At 65.0% G+C, this 15,944-nt stretch carries 9 protein-coding genes; 1 reads left to right on the plus strand and 8 read right to left on the minus strand.

Annotated features, from left to right (window positions below; genetic code table 11):
- Window positions 1-8: 8 nt before the first annotated feature.
- From AABD04_RS11470 to AABD04_RS11485, 4 genes are read right to left on the minus strand one after another with little or no spacing between them, the layout of a single operon-like run.
- Window positions 9-6,827 (minus strand): amino acid adenylation domain-containing protein, encoded by a 6,819-nt coding sequence (locus AABD04_RS11470; RefSeq protein ID WP_341441238.1) that lies wholly within the window; start codon window positions 6,825-6,827, stop codon window positions 9-11.
- A gap of 25 nt (window positions 6,828-6,852) precedes the next feature.
- Window positions 6,853-8,613 carry an ABC transporter ATP-binding protein gene (locus tag AABD04_RS11475; RefSeq protein WP_341441239.1) on the minus strand — a complete coding sequence of 587 codons (1,761 nt, stop codon included), beginning with the start codon at window positions 8,611-8,613 and terminating at the stop codon, window positions 6,853-6,855.
- Entirely contained in the window at window positions 8,610-10,310 is a 1,701-nt protein-coding gene (locus AABD04_RS11480; protein ID WP_341441240.1) for an ABC transporter ATP-binding protein, read from the minus strand. The genes AABD04_RS11475 and AABD04_RS11480 overlap by 4 nt, the downstream gene beginning before the upstream one ends.
- Window positions 10,311-10,330: 20 nt before the next feature.
- The gene (locus AABD04_RS11485; protein ID WP_341441241.1) at window positions 10,331-11,275 is read right to left on the minus strand and encodes a methionyl-tRNA formyltransferase; all 945 of its coding nucleotides are present in this window, start codon (window positions 11,273-11,275) and stop codon (window positions 10,331-10,333) included.
- 184 nt (window positions 11,276-11,459) lie between these two features.
- Here AABD04_RS11485 and AABD04_RS11490 point away from each other — a divergent pair, with 184 nt between their 5' ends.
- Complete coding sequence (locus AABD04_RS11490; protein ID WP_243596124.1) at window positions 11,460-11,924, plus strand: SRPBCC family protein; 465 nt, start codon at window positions 11,460-11,462, stop codon at window positions 11,922-11,924.
- Between the two features lie 21 nt (window positions 11,925-11,945).
- On the opposite strand, the gene AABD04_RS11495 is transcribed toward AABD04_RS11490, so the two are convergent.
- The 4 genes from AABD04_RS11495 to AABD04_RS11510 form a co-directional block, all read right to left on the minus strand.
- Complete coding sequence (locus AABD04_RS11495) at window positions 11,946-12,518, minus strand: hypothetical protein (RefSeq protein WP_341441242.1); 573 nt, start codon at window positions 12,516-12,518, stop codon at window positions 11,946-11,948.
- Complete coding sequence (locus tag AABD04_RS11500; RefSeq protein WP_341441243.1) at window positions 12,518-14,446, minus strand: DEAD/DEAH box helicase; 1,929 nt, start codon at window positions 14,444-14,446, stop codon at window positions 12,518-12,520. The genes AABD04_RS11495 and AABD04_RS11500 overlap by 1 nt, the downstream gene beginning before the upstream one ends.
- 74 nt (window positions 14,447-14,520) lie before the next feature.
- The gene (locus tag AABD04_RS11505) at window positions 14,521-15,339 is read right to left on the minus strand and encodes an Fpg/Nei family DNA glycosylase (RefSeq protein ID WP_341441244.1); all 819 of its coding nucleotides are present in this window, start codon (window positions 15,337-15,339) and stop codon (window positions 14,521-14,523) included.
- A gap of 246 nt (window positions 15,340-15,585) precedes the next feature.
- Window positions 15,586-15,813, minus strand: coding sequence for a hypothetical protein (locus AABD04_RS11510; RefSeq protein WP_341441245.1), 228 nt, complete (start codon window positions 15,811-15,813; stop codon window positions 15,586-15,588).
- Window positions 15,814-15,944: the final 131 nt, after the last annotated feature.

The raw sequence follows: 15,944 nt of genomic DNA on the forward strand, positions 1-15,944 counted from the left end.
GGTGTGAGTCATCGGTGTGCTCCTGATGCGAGAGTTCCGAGAAAGTGATCCGCCACTGTGGACGCGGTGAGGTCCTCCGAGAGAGCGAGGTGGTGAACGGACAGCTCTGCGGACCATCCGGCGTTGTCGTCTCGTGCCACGTGGATGCGAACCAAGGGGCCGGTGTCGACGTCGATCGTGGGCAGGACGTCCGCAGCTCTCTCTATCCCTGCCACGTGCACGACGGTCTCGAGGTCGACCGCGTCGAGATGTATCTCGAAGGCCTTCCACAATCTACGGCGTGACCGGTCGATGCGGGTGCGCAATGCCGGGAACGTCTCCATCAACGCTGTTGTCGCCCTGCGGACTTCCGCATCGAGGTCGGTCGCAGCCAGATCGTCGGGGGAGGGGATGTGGGCCCGCACCGTATCGATGCGGTCGTCGATGTCCAGTCCCGATTTCACCGCGGCCCTGGCCAGGTCAGGCAGGGGAACAGGGATGTCTGCGCGGGAAACATTCTCGCGTGGAGTCGTTGTCGTCTCCTGGTCGTGGAGAGAGGCCTCGGCGAGCGCTGCGACCGTGCGCAGATCGAAGATCTGCATCTCGGTGATCCGCCTGCCGCGTCTGCGTGCGAGGGTGACGGTGCGTATGGCACTGATGCTGTCGCCGCCGATTCGAAAGAAATCGTCGTCGATTCCGATGGCGGCGGCCTCGAGTCCGAGCGCTTCGGCGATGGCCCCACGAATTGCGACCTCGCCGTCGCTCGTCGGTACCCGATCCTTCGACGCGGAGTCACGAAAGTCGATGGGCGGAAGGCTGTTACGGTCGAGCTTCCCGCTCGACGTCAGAGGGATCTCGTCCAGGATCGCGGTACGGGCCGGAACCCATGACGCGGGGAGGATCCGGGTGACCGTGGCGCGAACATCGCTTTCGAGCAGAGTTCTTCCGGATTCCGGGACGACGTATCCGACGAGTCGTGGCCCGGCCGGCGTGACCTGTACGGCGGCGGCACCCGACCGGACACCGGGATGGGTGAGCAGAGCTGCCTCCACCTCGGCCAGTTCGATGCGTTGGCCGGCCAGCTTGATCTGGCCGTCGGTGCGGCCGAGATACTCGATACTGCCGTCGCGTCGTTGCCGCGCGCGGTCGCCGGAGTGGTAGAGACGGGCCCCGGGAACGTCGGCACGGGGGTCGGCCACGAATCTGCTCGCGGTCAGTGCGGGGTTGTGTCGGTAGCCGCGGGCCAGTTGTGCTCCACCGAGATAGAGGTCTCCTTCGGCGCCGGGTAATACCTCGGTGAGAGCGTGATCGAGTATGCGGCAGTGGGTGTTCCACACCGGCATGCCGATCGCGACGGCGGGGCCTGCGACCGGGCCGTGCGCCGAGACGTTCTCGGCGGTCACGTCGATGGCGGCTTCGGTTGGCCCGTACAGATTCAGCAGGGTGGCCCGCGGGAAGACCGTGGCCACCGACTGTGCGTGTTGCGATGTCAACGGCTCGCCGCTGCAGACGATCAGCCGCAGCGCTCTGGCGTCGAGGACTGGGTTCACACGTTCGGACGTTGCCGCGGTGAGGAATTCAGCGAGCATCGAGGGGACGAAGTGGACGATGCTCACGTCGTGAGTCGAGATGAGATGCGCCAGACGCCGTGGATCTCGGTGGCCACCTTCGTCCACCACGACGACCGACGTTCCGGTGACGAACGGGAGAAAGATCTCCCAGCCCGAGACGTCGAACGACGCAGGGGTCTTCTGCAGGAACACATCGGCAGCAGTGATCTCGTGATGCTCAGCGGCCCAGAGCAAGCGGTTCACGATGGCCGAATGGGAGACAGCGACGCCTTTCGGTCGTCCGGTCGACCCGGACGTGTAGAGGACGTACGCCGGGTGGTCGCCGTGCAGCGGGCGTCGACGCTCGGCGTCCACCACAGGATGGGTCGGTAGCGCAGCCAGCCGAGTCGCAATCGATGGGTCGGCGAGGTCGATCAACGGCACATCCGAGGTCGGAAGGCGTGCTGCGACATCGGCGGTGGTGAGGATCGTGGCGGCCCCGGAGTTGTCGAGCAGGTACCGAATCCGTGCTTCGGGAAGTTCGGGATCGAGGGGCACGTAGGCGGCTCCCGAGAAGGTCACGGCGAGAAGCGCGACGATCAGTTCGGGTGACCGATCGAGTGCGATGGCCACGACGTCCTCGGGTCCGTGACCGGAGTCGATGATCAGCCGTGCCAGTGCAGCTGCTTCGCCCAGGACGGAGCCGAGCTCGCGGCGACGATCGTCGAAGATCAGCGCGGCACCGTCCACCGGGGACGTGCGGGTGATGATCCTGTCGAGAGTCAGGTCCGGTTCGATGTCCCGTCGAGCACCGTCGAGTCGGGACAGTGTGGCGTGGTCCTGGGCGTCGAGCAGATCCAGTGCGTGGACCGGCACGTCCAGCGAGGCAGGCATGCGTCGCAACACCGTTTCGATTCGCCGCATCAGTGTGTCGGCGGCGTCGGCGTCGACAGCATCGGTTGCGTACTCGACGATGAGTCCGATCGCCGAATCATTCTCTTGCAGGGTGATACTGACGTCGTATTTCGCCGTCCCGGTGTCGACGGGCAACCGTTCGGTCTGCACGTCGCCGAGAGTCAACGACCCCCCGCCGTCGCGGTGCGGTTGATGGATCACCATCACCCGAACCGGTGGCTGCTCTCGCAGCGCAGGTAGTGCAGCCACGACCTCCTCGTACGGTGCCGTCGAGTGGGCGAGCGCGTGCAACGTCTGGTCGCGGGTACGCGCGAAGAGCTCCCGCAGTGTGGGGTTTCCCCGTAGGTCCGCGCGGAGCAGAACGGTGTTCAGGTAGAAACCCACCTCGTCGTCGGGGTCACCGTCGGTATCGTCGCGGCCCGTCTTCGGGGACCGGATCGACATCGGTGACGCCGTCAGGAATTGCTCACCCGATCCACACGCGCGGAGTGCGATCGAGGTGGCCACCTGAGTGGCCATGTACATGCTCGCCCCGCATGTACGCGCCGCCGCCCGTACCGTCGCGGCGATGTCGTCGGCGACCACTCGTCGGATCGTCCGTCCCGGCCGTGCGCCGGAGTGACGGGCAGCGCGCCAGCCCGGTACGTCCAGGACCGGCGGTAGCGGCGTCAGATGTGAGCGCCACGAGACGATCTCGGCATCGTGATCCTCTGCGACCACCGACGGATGGAGTGTTGCCGCGCCGAGGTCCATGGGTATCCGGCCGGCATGGCGCGCAGCGTAGGCGCGTGAGAGGGTCCGGAGCAAGGCCGGCTCGGACCATTCGTCCGTGGCGATGTGATGCACGGCGAGAACGAGCGTTGCGCAGTCCTTCTCGTCGTCGTGAGTGAACACGTGGGCGCGCAGTGCAATCGACTCCGACGGATCGAATCGTTCCTGCAGCGACTGTTGGATCGCCTGCGGCACATCGGACGACGACACCACGTGAGGCCGCAGGGTGGGTATCGCACGTTCGTCGTACGGGTCGAAGGTCTCGACCGTCAGTGCTCCGTCGTTCTCGACGTACAACGATCGCAGTGAACGATGACGTGCGGTGACATCGGCGAGCGCCTGCTCGAGGGCGGGTCGGTCGAGGGGACCGGTGACGCGGAACGCCAGCGGCACAGCGTATGTGCCACCATGACCACTGAGTCTGTCTGCCAACCACATTCGACGCTCGCCGGCGTTCATCGGCCGGGTGCGCTCATCGGTCTGCACTGCGCTGGCGTCGTTGTGCTTGTCGTCGGTGCACGGCGACGTGTCCGCTGCGTCGATGTAGGCGGACAGTGCCGCGACCGTCGGGTGATCGAACACTGCCCGCACCGATATCTGCACGTTCAGATCCCGGTTGATCCGAGTGACCAGACGCATTGCGGCCAACGAGTCTCCGCCGAGGGTGAAGAAGTCGCTGTCCGGGCCCATGGAGTCCACCAACTCCTGCGGGCCGGAATCGCGGGCGAGCAGGGCCGCGATGTGACCGGCCAACCGCAGCTGCTCATCGGGCAGCGGGCCCGAGAGTGCACCGATGACGCCCGGAGCGGGCAGGGCACGGCGGTCGACTTTACCGTTGACGGTGGTGGGGAAAGCATCGAGCACCATCAGGTGCGCGGGAATCATGTGCTGGGGGAGTACCGTCGCCAGATGCGCGCGAACACTACGAGAAAGGTTGTCCGAGTTCGTGTTCGCGACGTCCGTCGGGACCACGTAGCCGCAGAGAATCGATGATGTCGCTGTGTGCACGAGTACGACGGCAGCGCGAACCTGGGGATGTGTGGCTGCGGCCGCCTCGATCTCCTCCAGTTCGACGCGCATGCCGCGGATCTTGACCTGGTTGTCCGCTCGGCCGAGAAAATCGAGTGTTCCGCCGGCTGTCCAGCGAGCACGGTCACCCGTTCGATAGGCACGTCCGCCGACCTCGACGGCGAAGGGGTCCGCGACGAATCTCGCTGCAGACATACCCGAAGCACCCACGTAGCCGCGTCCGAGCAGGTCACCCGCCGCGTAGAGCTCGCCTCCCATCCCCATGGGGAGCGGCCGGAGGCGGTCGTCGAGCACGTACAACCGGCAACCCGGATTCGGCTGCCCGATCGAGGTGGATATTCGATCGGATCCGCTGCCGTCGTACACCACATGGGAGACCCCGATGGTCGCCTCGGCGGGACCGTACCCGTGATAGAGGGTCCCGTTCATGCGAGCCCGGAACCGGGAGAACAGTTCCGGGGTGAGCACTTCGCCGCCACACCAGACATGGCGTACCCCCGCCATCGCGTCGGTTCCGGCGCTGGTCTCGAGGAGCACGTCGAGCATGGAGGCGACGAGATACACGAACGTCACTCGTTCACGGGATATCAACTTCACCAGTCGCTGCGGGTCCCGGTCTTCTCCGGGGCCCGCGACGACCACGGTTCCTCCCGAGCAGAGCGGGAGCAGGAGCTCGTTGATCGAAATATCGAATGCGAGTGGAGCTTTGAAGAGACTGGCATCTCCCGGGCCCACTTTGAGAATGTGCTCGATCTGCCATCGCGTCCGGCTCGCGATGGCCTCGTGCCGAATCATCGCCCCTTTCGGCCGTCCCGTCGAACCCGAGGTGAAGATGACGTACGCCAGACCGGCTCCGTGACGGAGCACCCCCGACGGCGGGGTGGAAGGTCCGCTCTCGTGCTCCCATCGATCGAGAGCCACTGCTACCGACAGTACTTCCGTGTCCTCGTTCGACTCCGAGCTACCCGGTCCTCGCAGTGCCACAACGATGTTCGCATCGCGGACCACCGCACGTCTGCGGGCCTGCGGCCACTGCGGGTCGAACGGGACGAACGCCGCTCCTGCGGCGAGGACGGCCATGACGGAGACGACCATCTCGGCGGACCGAGTCATGTCGATCGCTACGCGTGCTTCCGGTCCGACTCCCGCCGCCACCAGCGAGTGCGCGAGTTGACTCGAGCGGTGCCGCAACTCGGAGTAGGTCAGTCGGGTCGGGCCGGCGACGACGGCGGTGGCGTCGCCCGTGCGGACCGCCCAGGATTCGAACATCTCCACGACGTCCTGGTCGGCGTGGCAGTGACCGGTCTCGTTGACGTCGGTGACGAGCATCTGCAGGTGTTGCGGAGAGGCGAGGGGCAGCGAGTCGATCGGAGCGTCCGGGGCGGTCGTCGCGGCGTCCAGAAAGACCGCCAACGCGTGCGCATGGGCTCGGATCTCGGTGCCCGCGCTCGCACCTCGCACCTCCATCGCCAGCCACGAGTACTGGGGATTCGCACAGTCGACAGTGCCTTCCACCACGAATTCGAGGTCCGTCACCGGACCGAGCCAGCACTGGCGCAGTCGCGCTCGATCGCCGCCGAAGGTCGTGTCGCGTTCTGCAACAAGCACATTGATGCCCGGTGCCACCAGCGAGGAGTCCCCTCGGCGCAGTCGAAGCAGTTCGGTCACCATGTCGGGTGCGACCGCGGTGTGCGGTCGTATCTGCGTCAGGGTCCGCTCGACGTCGGCAAGCACGTCGACGACAGTCCTGGTGCTCTTGTGCGCGAACACGAACGGCACGACGCTGGACGTCATCGCGATCGGAGACCCTGCCGGGGCATGACCGCCGATGGCCAGTCTGATGGACTGTCGCCCTGCTGGTCTGGTCGTTGCGGTGTACGCGCTGAGCAGACCCACGAGAGCACGACGCGGCGATGTATGCGCGCGATCGGCCAATGCGAGGACACGCTCGACGATGTTCTCCGGTAGGTCGATCGCCGCGTGGGATACCGACAGTCCGGTGTGCTCGAGCAGGCCCTGATCGTCGGGCAGGCTCGCGAGCACCGCATCCCAGTATTCTCGGGTCTCGCGCGGCGACGCGGTATCGGTTCGAGAACGGGCCGATCGGTCCCTGCGATCGTCGTTGTAGGCGTCGGCGACGCGTTCGGTGAGTGCAGCCACCGACTGCCCGTCGATCGCCACGTGATGGTAGGCCTGAATCCACCACAGTCGCCCGTCGTCCGCGGCGGCGACGATGTGATGATGCATCGGGCCCGTGTCCGGCGACCCGATCCTCGACCGCGCATCGGCCACCAGCGCATCGAGCTGCGCGTCCGATCCGGTTGTCGTACGGGTTTCGATGCGCCCGGGCACTGCGTCGACGATGTCGAGATCGCCGTCCGATGACTGTGTGAGCGCCTGATCGAGATGCGGTAGCGCGGCAAGGGTGGCGCGGACCGCACTGTGGAGACGCGCGGAGTCGGTCGTCGTGGGAAGTTCGAGCCGCCACGCCAGCGCGTAGGTGCCCTCGCCGTCGTCGATCTGGGCGGCGGTCCAGACTGCTCTCTGCGCGGGGGTGATTCGAGGTGCGTCGAGCATGGTCATCCGGGTCTCCTCGTCGTGGGTGCGTCTACTCGGCATCTGTTGTGCCTGCCCAGGCCGACCAGAGACGCGCATACCGGCCGTCTGCTGTCACGAGGTCGGAGTGGGTGCCGGACTCCACGACACGACCGTGTTCGAGCACCACGATCGTGTCGGCGGATGCGGCCTGCGTCAGTCGGTGTGCCACGATCACCGTGGTCCTGCCTTCGGTCGCTGCCGCTGCGGCTTCTTCGAGCATGCGAGCTCCACTGCTGCCGGCCTCCGCGGTGGCTTCGTCCAGAATCGCCACGGGAGGATCGGACAACACGAGTCTTGCCAGTGCGAGCTGCTGCCCCTGGGACGCGCTGAGCGGGTGACCGTTCTCCCCGATGCGGGTGTCGAGACCGTCCGGCAGAGCCCGGACCCAGTCGGCGGCACGGACCCGACCGAGGGCATCCCACAGATCGGTATCGTCTGCATCGGCGTTCGCCAACCGCAGATCGTCGGCGAGAGGGCCGGCGCTGACGTGGACGTCCTGCGACAGGATCGCGACGTGTCGCCGGAGGCGATCGGGTCCCAGGTCTCGTAACGGCATGCCGCCCAACGTGACCGAGCCGCTGTCCGGTTCGAGGGAACCGGCCGCCAGAAGCGCGGCCGTCGTCTTTCCGGCACCGGTCGAACCGACCACCGCCAGCGTCTGTCCCGCTGGAACGGTCATCGTGACTCCGTGCAGAACATCACCGCCGGTGGCGTACGCGAAGGTCACGTCGGACAGCTCCACTGTGGCATCGCGCGGCTGGGCATCGGTGCCTTCCGATCGCGTCGACGCCATGTCCGCCACGCCGACCAGACGGTTGAGACTGGCACCGGCGGACTGGATGTCGTCGAACAGGAACAGCATCGTGCCGAGCGGATTGAACAGGCGGTGGAACATCAGCGTTGCGGCGGTGACCGCGCCGAGAGATACCGAATCGCCTCGCACCAAAAAGAATCCGGTGCACAAGATGATGGTCAGGCCCACCAGTTCGGCGCGGTTCTCCTTACCGACGAAACGGGTCAGCAGCGTGAACGTCGCGATCGAGAAGTCTCTGGCTCGTTCGGACTCCGTCTCCACCGTCGCGATGGCGTCGTCCTCGCGCCTGTACGCACGCACAGTTCGAGCACCTTGGATGTTGCTGATCAGTGCCTGTGAGCGATCACCCATCGCGGCCCGTTCGGCGGCGTAGAGAGGACCGCTGCGCGGTAGATACCAGCGAAGTGCAGTGACGTACAACGGTAATGCCAAACAGCCGGCAATCCCGAGACGCCAGTCGATGCCGTACATCGTGACCACCGACACTGCAATCAGCAGCGCCGCGTTCACGACGGCGGGCAGGACCCCGGTGACGGCGCGAGTCACTTGGGAGACGTCATCGCTGATCCGCGAGAGCACATCTCCGCGACCTGCCCGTTCCACCGTACGGGTGGGGAGGGTGAGAACCCGACCGACCACGTGTTCGCGAAGATCCGCAACCACGCCCTCGCCCAGTTTCGCCACGAGGTAGGCCATCAGTCCGGCGAACACCCCGTTGACGATCGCAGCGATCATCACCAGAACCACGACCATCACGATCCGGCCGGCCGGCGCGCTCGCGACCACCTCGTCGACGAGGCGACCGAGAATCACAATCGGGGCCAGAGCCGATACGGCAGAGACGATGCCGACAAGGGGAGTGACCGTGACGAGTCCGGGCCGGGTCGCGAGTTGCCCTCGCAGCCACGACCACGATCGTCCGGCCTGTGCGATGGGCAGACGGGTGTCCTCGGTCATCGCAGCACAGCCTCGGCGTAGTCGTCGGCCCGTTCGAGAAGAACGGAATGGGGCGCGTCCGCCGCAATTCGGCCGTCGCGTAGCACCACGACCCGATGGGCGACGGACAGCAATGCAGGACTGCTGGTCACGATGATCGTCGTCTTCGGGGTCTGCACAGCGGGCCCGTGACGAAGCGTCGCGATGCCCCGAGCGACCGCGTGTTCGGTCACCGAGTCCACCGCCGTCGTCGGCTCGTGCAACACCAGCACGGGAGGCTCCGCGAACAGGGCCCTAGCCAGAGCGATTCGTTGTCGTTGCCCCCCGGACAGATTCGCGCCACGCTCGGTCAATCGCTGTTCGAGTCCGTCCGCATGGGTTGCGACTATCTGGTCTGCACCCGAGGCTCGGAGTGCTTCGGCGAGGTTGCGGTCCGTATGCCCACGTCCAGCGGTGATGTTGTTCTTCACGGTGTCTGCGAACAAGTCCGAGACGTGCGGCTCGACCACGATCGACCTCCGAACCTCGGACAGCTCGATCTCCCGGGTGGGGGTGCCGGCGAGCAGAACGTCGCCTGCGATGTCCGCGGGCGATACTTGGCCGGACAGGACGGCCACGATCGACTCCGCATCCTCGGGCCCGTACGCCAGAATTGCCACGATCTCCCCCGAAGCGATGTCGAGGTCGAGCCCCTGCAGGGACCGGTGCGCAACACCGCGAAAGGCGAGATCGAGCCGCTGTCCAGTGACGCGCTCGGTGCCGTGGTTCAGAATTCGCTCTGCTCCGAGTACCAGGGCAACGCGATCGGCGGACGCCCGTGCGCGGGCGATGATCGCGGGGGTCGAGGACAGCACACCCAGCGGCTCGATGAGGAACTGCGCCAGACCAACGACGGCAATCAATTCGCCCACGGAAATTCGTCCGGTGAGAGCGAAGTAGCCGGCAAGCCCGGCGACGGTCGCCGCAACCACCGCGCTGACACCGGTGGTGATCCCCAGTTGTGTCGCCAGCGATCGTGCCGTGAGCAGTGCTGCCCGAAGGGCTTTTGTGCTCGCACGCCGGTAGCGCGTCGCCGCTTCGGTTTCCGCACCGATACCTTCGATCGATCGATGCCCACTGACCAGGTCGGTGGCGAGTGCGGTCGCCTCGGCGACCGTCCGCTGTTGTTCGGCCGCGCGCCGCGTCACGCGCGGTGCCACGAGCTGAAGAACGGCGACGAAGACCGGGGTGCCGACGAAGATGGCCAGCCCCAGCGGGACGTCGATGACCATCAGCGCAACGGCGGTGGCGATGACCGCTGTCGCTGCGGCGGCAATGCGCGGGAACAGATCCAGGAACCACGCCGACTGTTCGGCATCGGTACTGGAGATGGTCAGTAACTCACCACCCCGCAGAGTGGTGTCCAGGCCCCTCGGGTCGAGAATTCGACCGGTGACCTCCATTCGGATGCGATGCGCCTCGTGTTGTAGAGCGACGTTCAGGAATCGCATTCCGAACTGGTAAGCCGTTGTCAGACAGAGAAACAACGCTGCCAGTCCGAGGATGGACACGACGAACCACGGGACGTCACCCGAGGTGATCGCCGAGTCGATGATCCAGCCCAGGGTGATCGGAACTGCAGTCTCGGCGAGCTGGTGGATGCAGATCAGTACCGTTCCGATGCTCACTCGGCGCACGTTGCGCGTCAGTGTTCGACGGACGATGCGTCCGCCGGTCATGGTGTCCTCCATGTCGGGTCTCATGCCGTGGGCGTGAGATAGCCACCGCCGGTCACGAAATGGTCCAGCGCATCGAGATCGTCCCCGCCGTCCGTGCGCACTCGGTCGATGACGAGTCCGTGGTTGGTACCGCGATGGGCGTCGGGACCACAGACGATCACCATCCCCGTGCCTTCCTTGATGAATATCCGGCCCGGCGTTCCGCCGTAGATGCCGTCCGAGACATGAGCGGCGATGATCCGAATCCGCTGGCCTTTGTGGAAGGTGTACGCGTTGGGGTAGGGATCGGACATTGCCCGCACCAGCCTGTCCAGGTCCTCGGCGCACCAGGTCCAGTCGATGCAGCTGTCCGATTCGTGACGTTTGTGGAAGAAGGTTCGTTTCGACAGATCCTGCGGCGTCCACGTGGCCGTTCCGGTCTCGATGCGCTCGAGCGCATCCAGTAGCACCTCGGGAATCAGTTCGATCGTCGCCTCGACGAGGTCGGTGGAGGTGTCGGTCGGTCCGATCGGAACGGACCGCTGGGTGATGACGTCGCCGGTGTCGAGTTCTCCGTCCATTCGGTGTGCAGTCAGTCCGGTCTCGGCGGCGCCGCTGATCAATGCCCAGATGACAGGAGAGAACCCGGTGAACGCGGGCAGCAGCGAATCGTGCAGGTTCACCGTTCCGTACCTGGGCATCGCGAAAATCTCCGGAGGCAGCCAGGTCCGCCAGTTGTTGGCGACGATGATGTCCGGTGCCCACTGTCGAAGTCGGTCCACCAATGCCTCGTCGGGCCGCTTCGCCACATGCACCTCGATGCTGTGATCCCGTGCGAGATCCTCGACGGAGTCAGACCAAATGCTCTCGTACGCTTGCCCACTGACTGGATGTGTCACCACCGCGACCACGTCGTGGTGTGACTTCACCAGCGTCTCCAAAGTCTTGTGACCCCAGGTCTGAAAACCGAACAGCACTACCCGCATTGGCTCATCTCCGTGTCTTTGCTCCGGCGAGTGACATCTGCCTCACCTTGTTCCGGCCACCGAGGTCTTCCGTGCACAGCGAACCCCCGGCCAATGGTTAGGCTAACCTACCATCAACCGGCTCGGGTCGATCGTGTCGGCGGTGCCGTGATTGAAGGTGTCGAAGTCTGGGCACAGACAAGACATGACCGACAACGCAAAGCTCACAGTCGAACGGACCATCGAAGCTCCCGTCGACGCCGTATTCGATGTTCTCTCCAATCCCGAGCGGCACCAGGCGCTCGATGGGTCGGGCTTCGTACGCAGCGTGGATCACGCCGACCGGATTCAAAAGGTCGGCGAAAAATTCACGATGAACATGCAGGGCGATCACATGGGCGGCGAATACCAGACCGACAACCACGTCACCGGCTACATCAAGGACAAGCTGCTCGCCTGGAAGACCGCACCCGCCGGCAACGAGCCTCCCGGCTGGGAGTGGCTGTGGGAGTTGGAGTCTCAGGGCCCCAACGAGACGCTGGTCCGCCATACCTACGACTGGTCCAAGGTCACGGACAAGAAGCTGCTCGAGCAGATCAAGTTCCCCCTGGTCACCGAAGACCAACTGAACGACACACTCGCTCGATTGGCAGTCGAAGCGACGTCCTGATTTCGGGCCGCACTTCTCAGGTCAGCCGAAAAATGCTGTGGCGGAGAGGCTGTCGATCGGCATCCAGCGTCGAGGAACGTCTTTCGATGTAGTTGCGGCCGACAGATCGACTCCACGGACGGCCAACGCCGACGTCGGCATCCGATCGACGATCAGACTGATGGCGTAGGTAGCGGCCGTCACGTGGAGACAGGGGTCGATTCGGCCGGAGCAGCTGCATGACGCTTCGGTGCTGTCTGGAACCGGCGACAGCTTGCTCGCAACGAGTTTGGCGTGGACCTCGTCGGGGAGGTCACCGCTGGTTGCACTGTCACGCGTGTGGCGGGCGAGGATGCGCAGCACCGACTTCCGTTCGGCTGCCGTGTATCGGGGGAGTGCAAGCACGGCAATCTCGCTCCTCTTGCCCGCCGACACGACGCAGCGAAACTCGCCGATGTTGTCGTGGTCCACGGACACTGCATCATTGCGCACCAGGCTGCGTGCCCGCGGGAGCATCGGATTCGGCCGGGTGACAGTGATGGGCTCGACTCGGCGGACCCATTCTCTACCCCACGGCGTCGATCCGAAGCCCGCAAGTTGCGGTGCGGTTACCATCAGCGCGACACCGCCCTCAGCGACAGCGTCTCGCGCAGAGTCGCATCGTCGAGCGCGGCGAGAGCCACCTCGTTGTTGCTCTCGGTCAAACCAGCGATCGCCTTTTTCCGGGTATGGAGTGAAGCGATGTGTTCCTCCAGTGTTCCCTCCGTCGTGAGTGCCATGACCGTCACTCTCGACTTCTGCCCGATGCGATGAACCCGGTCGGTGGCCTGCGCTTCGACGGCGGGGTTCCACCATCGGTCGTAGTGAATCACCGTGCTGGCACGGGTGAGATTGAGACCGTACCCCGCCGCCCTCAGACTGAGAACCATCACGGGGGATCGATCCTTGTTCTGAAATTCGTCGACCATCCGGTCGCGCTCGTCCACGTCGAGACCGCCGTGAAAAAACGGAATCGGGACCCCGGTGAGGCTTTCGAGATGCTCCGCCAGGATCTCCCCGGTCCGACGGTACTGAGTGAACACGAGTGCAGCCTCCGAGGAATCGGCGAGTTCCTCGACGATGTCGGTGAGCCTGTCGAGTTTGCCGGAGCGATCGGCCAACCGAGACAGGTCACCGTTGACGAGCCCGGGGTGGTTGCAGATCAATTTGAGCGAGGTCAGCAGCGCCAGCACTGCCGACCCTCGGCCCCGGCTGGTGCCGAAGCCGGTATCGAATGCTTCCTCGACGGCCGAGTTGTACAGCGTCACTTGCTCGTTCGATATCGGGCACAGGACGTCCATGTGGTGTTTCGGTGGTAGGTCTGTCGCGACCTCGGCTTTCGTCCGGCGAAGGACGACCGGTGCGATCGCGCTCGACAATTGTGCGAGTGCGGCCGCCGAGCCTCTCTGCTCGACGGGTGCCGAGAATCGTCGGGTGAATCGAGCCCGGGTTCCGAGCAATCCGGGATTGGTGAGATCGAGCAGAGCCCATAGTTCGTCCATGCGGTTCTCGACGGGCGTGCCGGTCAGGGCGATGCGAGTGGTGGACTTCAGCCGACGCGCCGCTCTCGCTATTTTCGTCCGGGAGTTCTTCATGACGTGCGCCTCATCGAAGAACACTGTGTTCCAGGCTATTTCACTCAAACGGTCTGTGTCCGTGCGCAGGGTGGGGTACCCGGTGACGGTCACGGCGCCTGCGTGGGAGCACTGCTCGATTGTGCGGGACGGTCCGCGGTACACGTTGACGATCAATTCGCCGTCGGAGAACTTCTCGATCTCTCGTCGCCAGTTGCTGATCAACGACGTCGGGCACACAACCAGATAGCTGCCCTCGCCTCGCCGTGCTCCGACGATCATGTATGCAATGGCCTGGAGTGTCTTCCCCAGCCCCATGTCGTCGGCGAGGATTCCGCCGCCTCCGACCTCCTGAACGGTCGGCATCCAGGCCGCACCGTGCACCTGATACGGCCTCGACGTGAAGGCCGACGCCTGTTCGAGCAGACGGTTCTGCATGTGCAGACTGGCGCGGAGTGCGTCAACGGCGCCATGTGCCGTCACCACGCTGGAGCCGCCCGCGTTGGGAACTGCATGAGCGGCAGGCGGAAGTGCATCGACGAGAGCTCGCGGAACCCCACTCACGTCCGGGGTGTGCTCCAGGTGATCAAGGATTGCCAACCATCCGTGTGCCGACAGATCTACCGGAGGGCCGGCTGCCGTTCGGAGCTCGCGACTATTCGCTCCCACGAGGTGCGCGCCCACAGTGCGCACGGCGATGGTTCCGTCCGCGCCGGGAACCGCAAGCTCGATGGGAGTGGACTCTCCTACAGGCGTCGCCCCCGGTGTGCTGTGCCAGACGGCGAAACAATGACGGTGCGGTAGATAGGTGACGTGCGGAGCTGGGTCTGTGTCGGCGGTCGAAAGCATGCACCCTCCGGCGAAGTTCGCTGCCTCGGCCAGGTCCGAGGCTGCCAACACCGTACGCCGTCCGGTTGCTTCTCGCCGCATCCGATCGCGTTTGACAATTGTGAAAATTGCTGTCCTGCAGTGCTATCGAGCGCCATCCCGCATGATGGATCGGATCAGGATTGCTCTCGAGAACACCACCACGTCGTCCGGCCACCCACCGTTCCGCGCGTCATCGGCGCACCACATCGAGGGCAGGCCGCATCCGTTTTCCGGAACGGAATGATCTCCCCGGTGTGTACACCACCCTTCTTGATCGCCGATCTGACCGCGCGGCGCAGAACAACGCGCAGTTCGTCGAGCTCGTCCGTGGTGAGCGTCTTGGCCCGCCTGGACGGGGATTGTTCGCTCTGCCAGAGCACCTCGTCGGCCAGTAGATTGCCCACGCCCGCAATCGCCGCTTGGTCGAGCAGGCGTGCCTTGAGAGGCGCACCGCTGGAACCGATTCGGTGACGGAAGTCGTCGCGCGTGATCTCCGCCGCGTCCGGGCCGAGAGCGTCGATGTCGGGTTCGAGTCGAACCCGGCCGAGGCGGCGCTTGTCGAACAGTCGAAGCTGCCCGCCGTCGTCGAACGTCATGGAGAACCGTGTCCACTCCGGTTTGTCGGTCGGACGCTCACCGACATGAGGGTCGCCACCCCCGTACTGCGACGTCCGCTCCCCGTCGGGAGCGGTGACAATGACGCGTCCACCCATGCCGAGGTGAATGCCGAGGGTCGGACCGCTGGAGCCGTCGGCCGTGACGGTTTCGCACCACATCGCCTTGCCGCGCCGACGCGCCTCGGTGAGCTTCCCGCCCGTCAGTGCACGGGCGATATCACCCGGCATGTGCGGTCGGCACTCGAACGTGTCGGTGTCATCGATGTCGACGATGACGCGACCGAGAGCTTTTTCGACGACCTGTCGGGCGTTTTCGACTTCGGGTAGTTCCGGCATGGCTCCGGTGTACCCAATTCGTCGGCACTATGCGCGGGTACCATCATCGGTCATTCGACTCGTTCGTCGTCTCTCTCAGGCACCGCCAGAGGCCCCAGTTCCGCGTCGAGCACCTTCTGCACGACGCGCATCGCCGCCAGTGCGGCAGGCGCACCGCAGTATCCCGCCGTGTGGATGACGGTTTCGGCGGTGTCGACAGATCGTGGCAGGGGTTTTTAGCGGAACCGCAGGCGGAGGCGAACTCGGCTACGGATCGATCTGTTCGGTGTCCGAGCGCGGAGCATCGTGATCAGGTGGAGTGATCCCACGCTCGCGTGGTGAGCCCATGAAGGCCGATCCTCCGACAGCACTGTCGATTCCGTGAAAGCGACCGCGCCGCATCCGTGAGCGAAGTATGCGAGCAATGACGACGAAGACTCCCAGAACGACGGCGAAGCCGGCGACCACGGCAATCAGCGCCAACGATGTGTCCATGACGGCCTCCGATCCTGATCTTCGGTAACCCTATGGGTCGCTGACAGTTACCAGGCATGGGACCGGCTCTGGTGATGGAACCAGGACAGAGGTATCAGTCGATCTGCTCAGCGCAGAGAAGCCGGCCCGCC

It is taken from the genome of Rhodococcoides navarretei (genome assembly GCF_038069675.1).
Lineage (GTDB): Bacteria > Actinomycetota > Actinomycetes > Mycobacteriales > Mycobacteriaceae > Rhodococcoides > Rhodococcoides navarretei.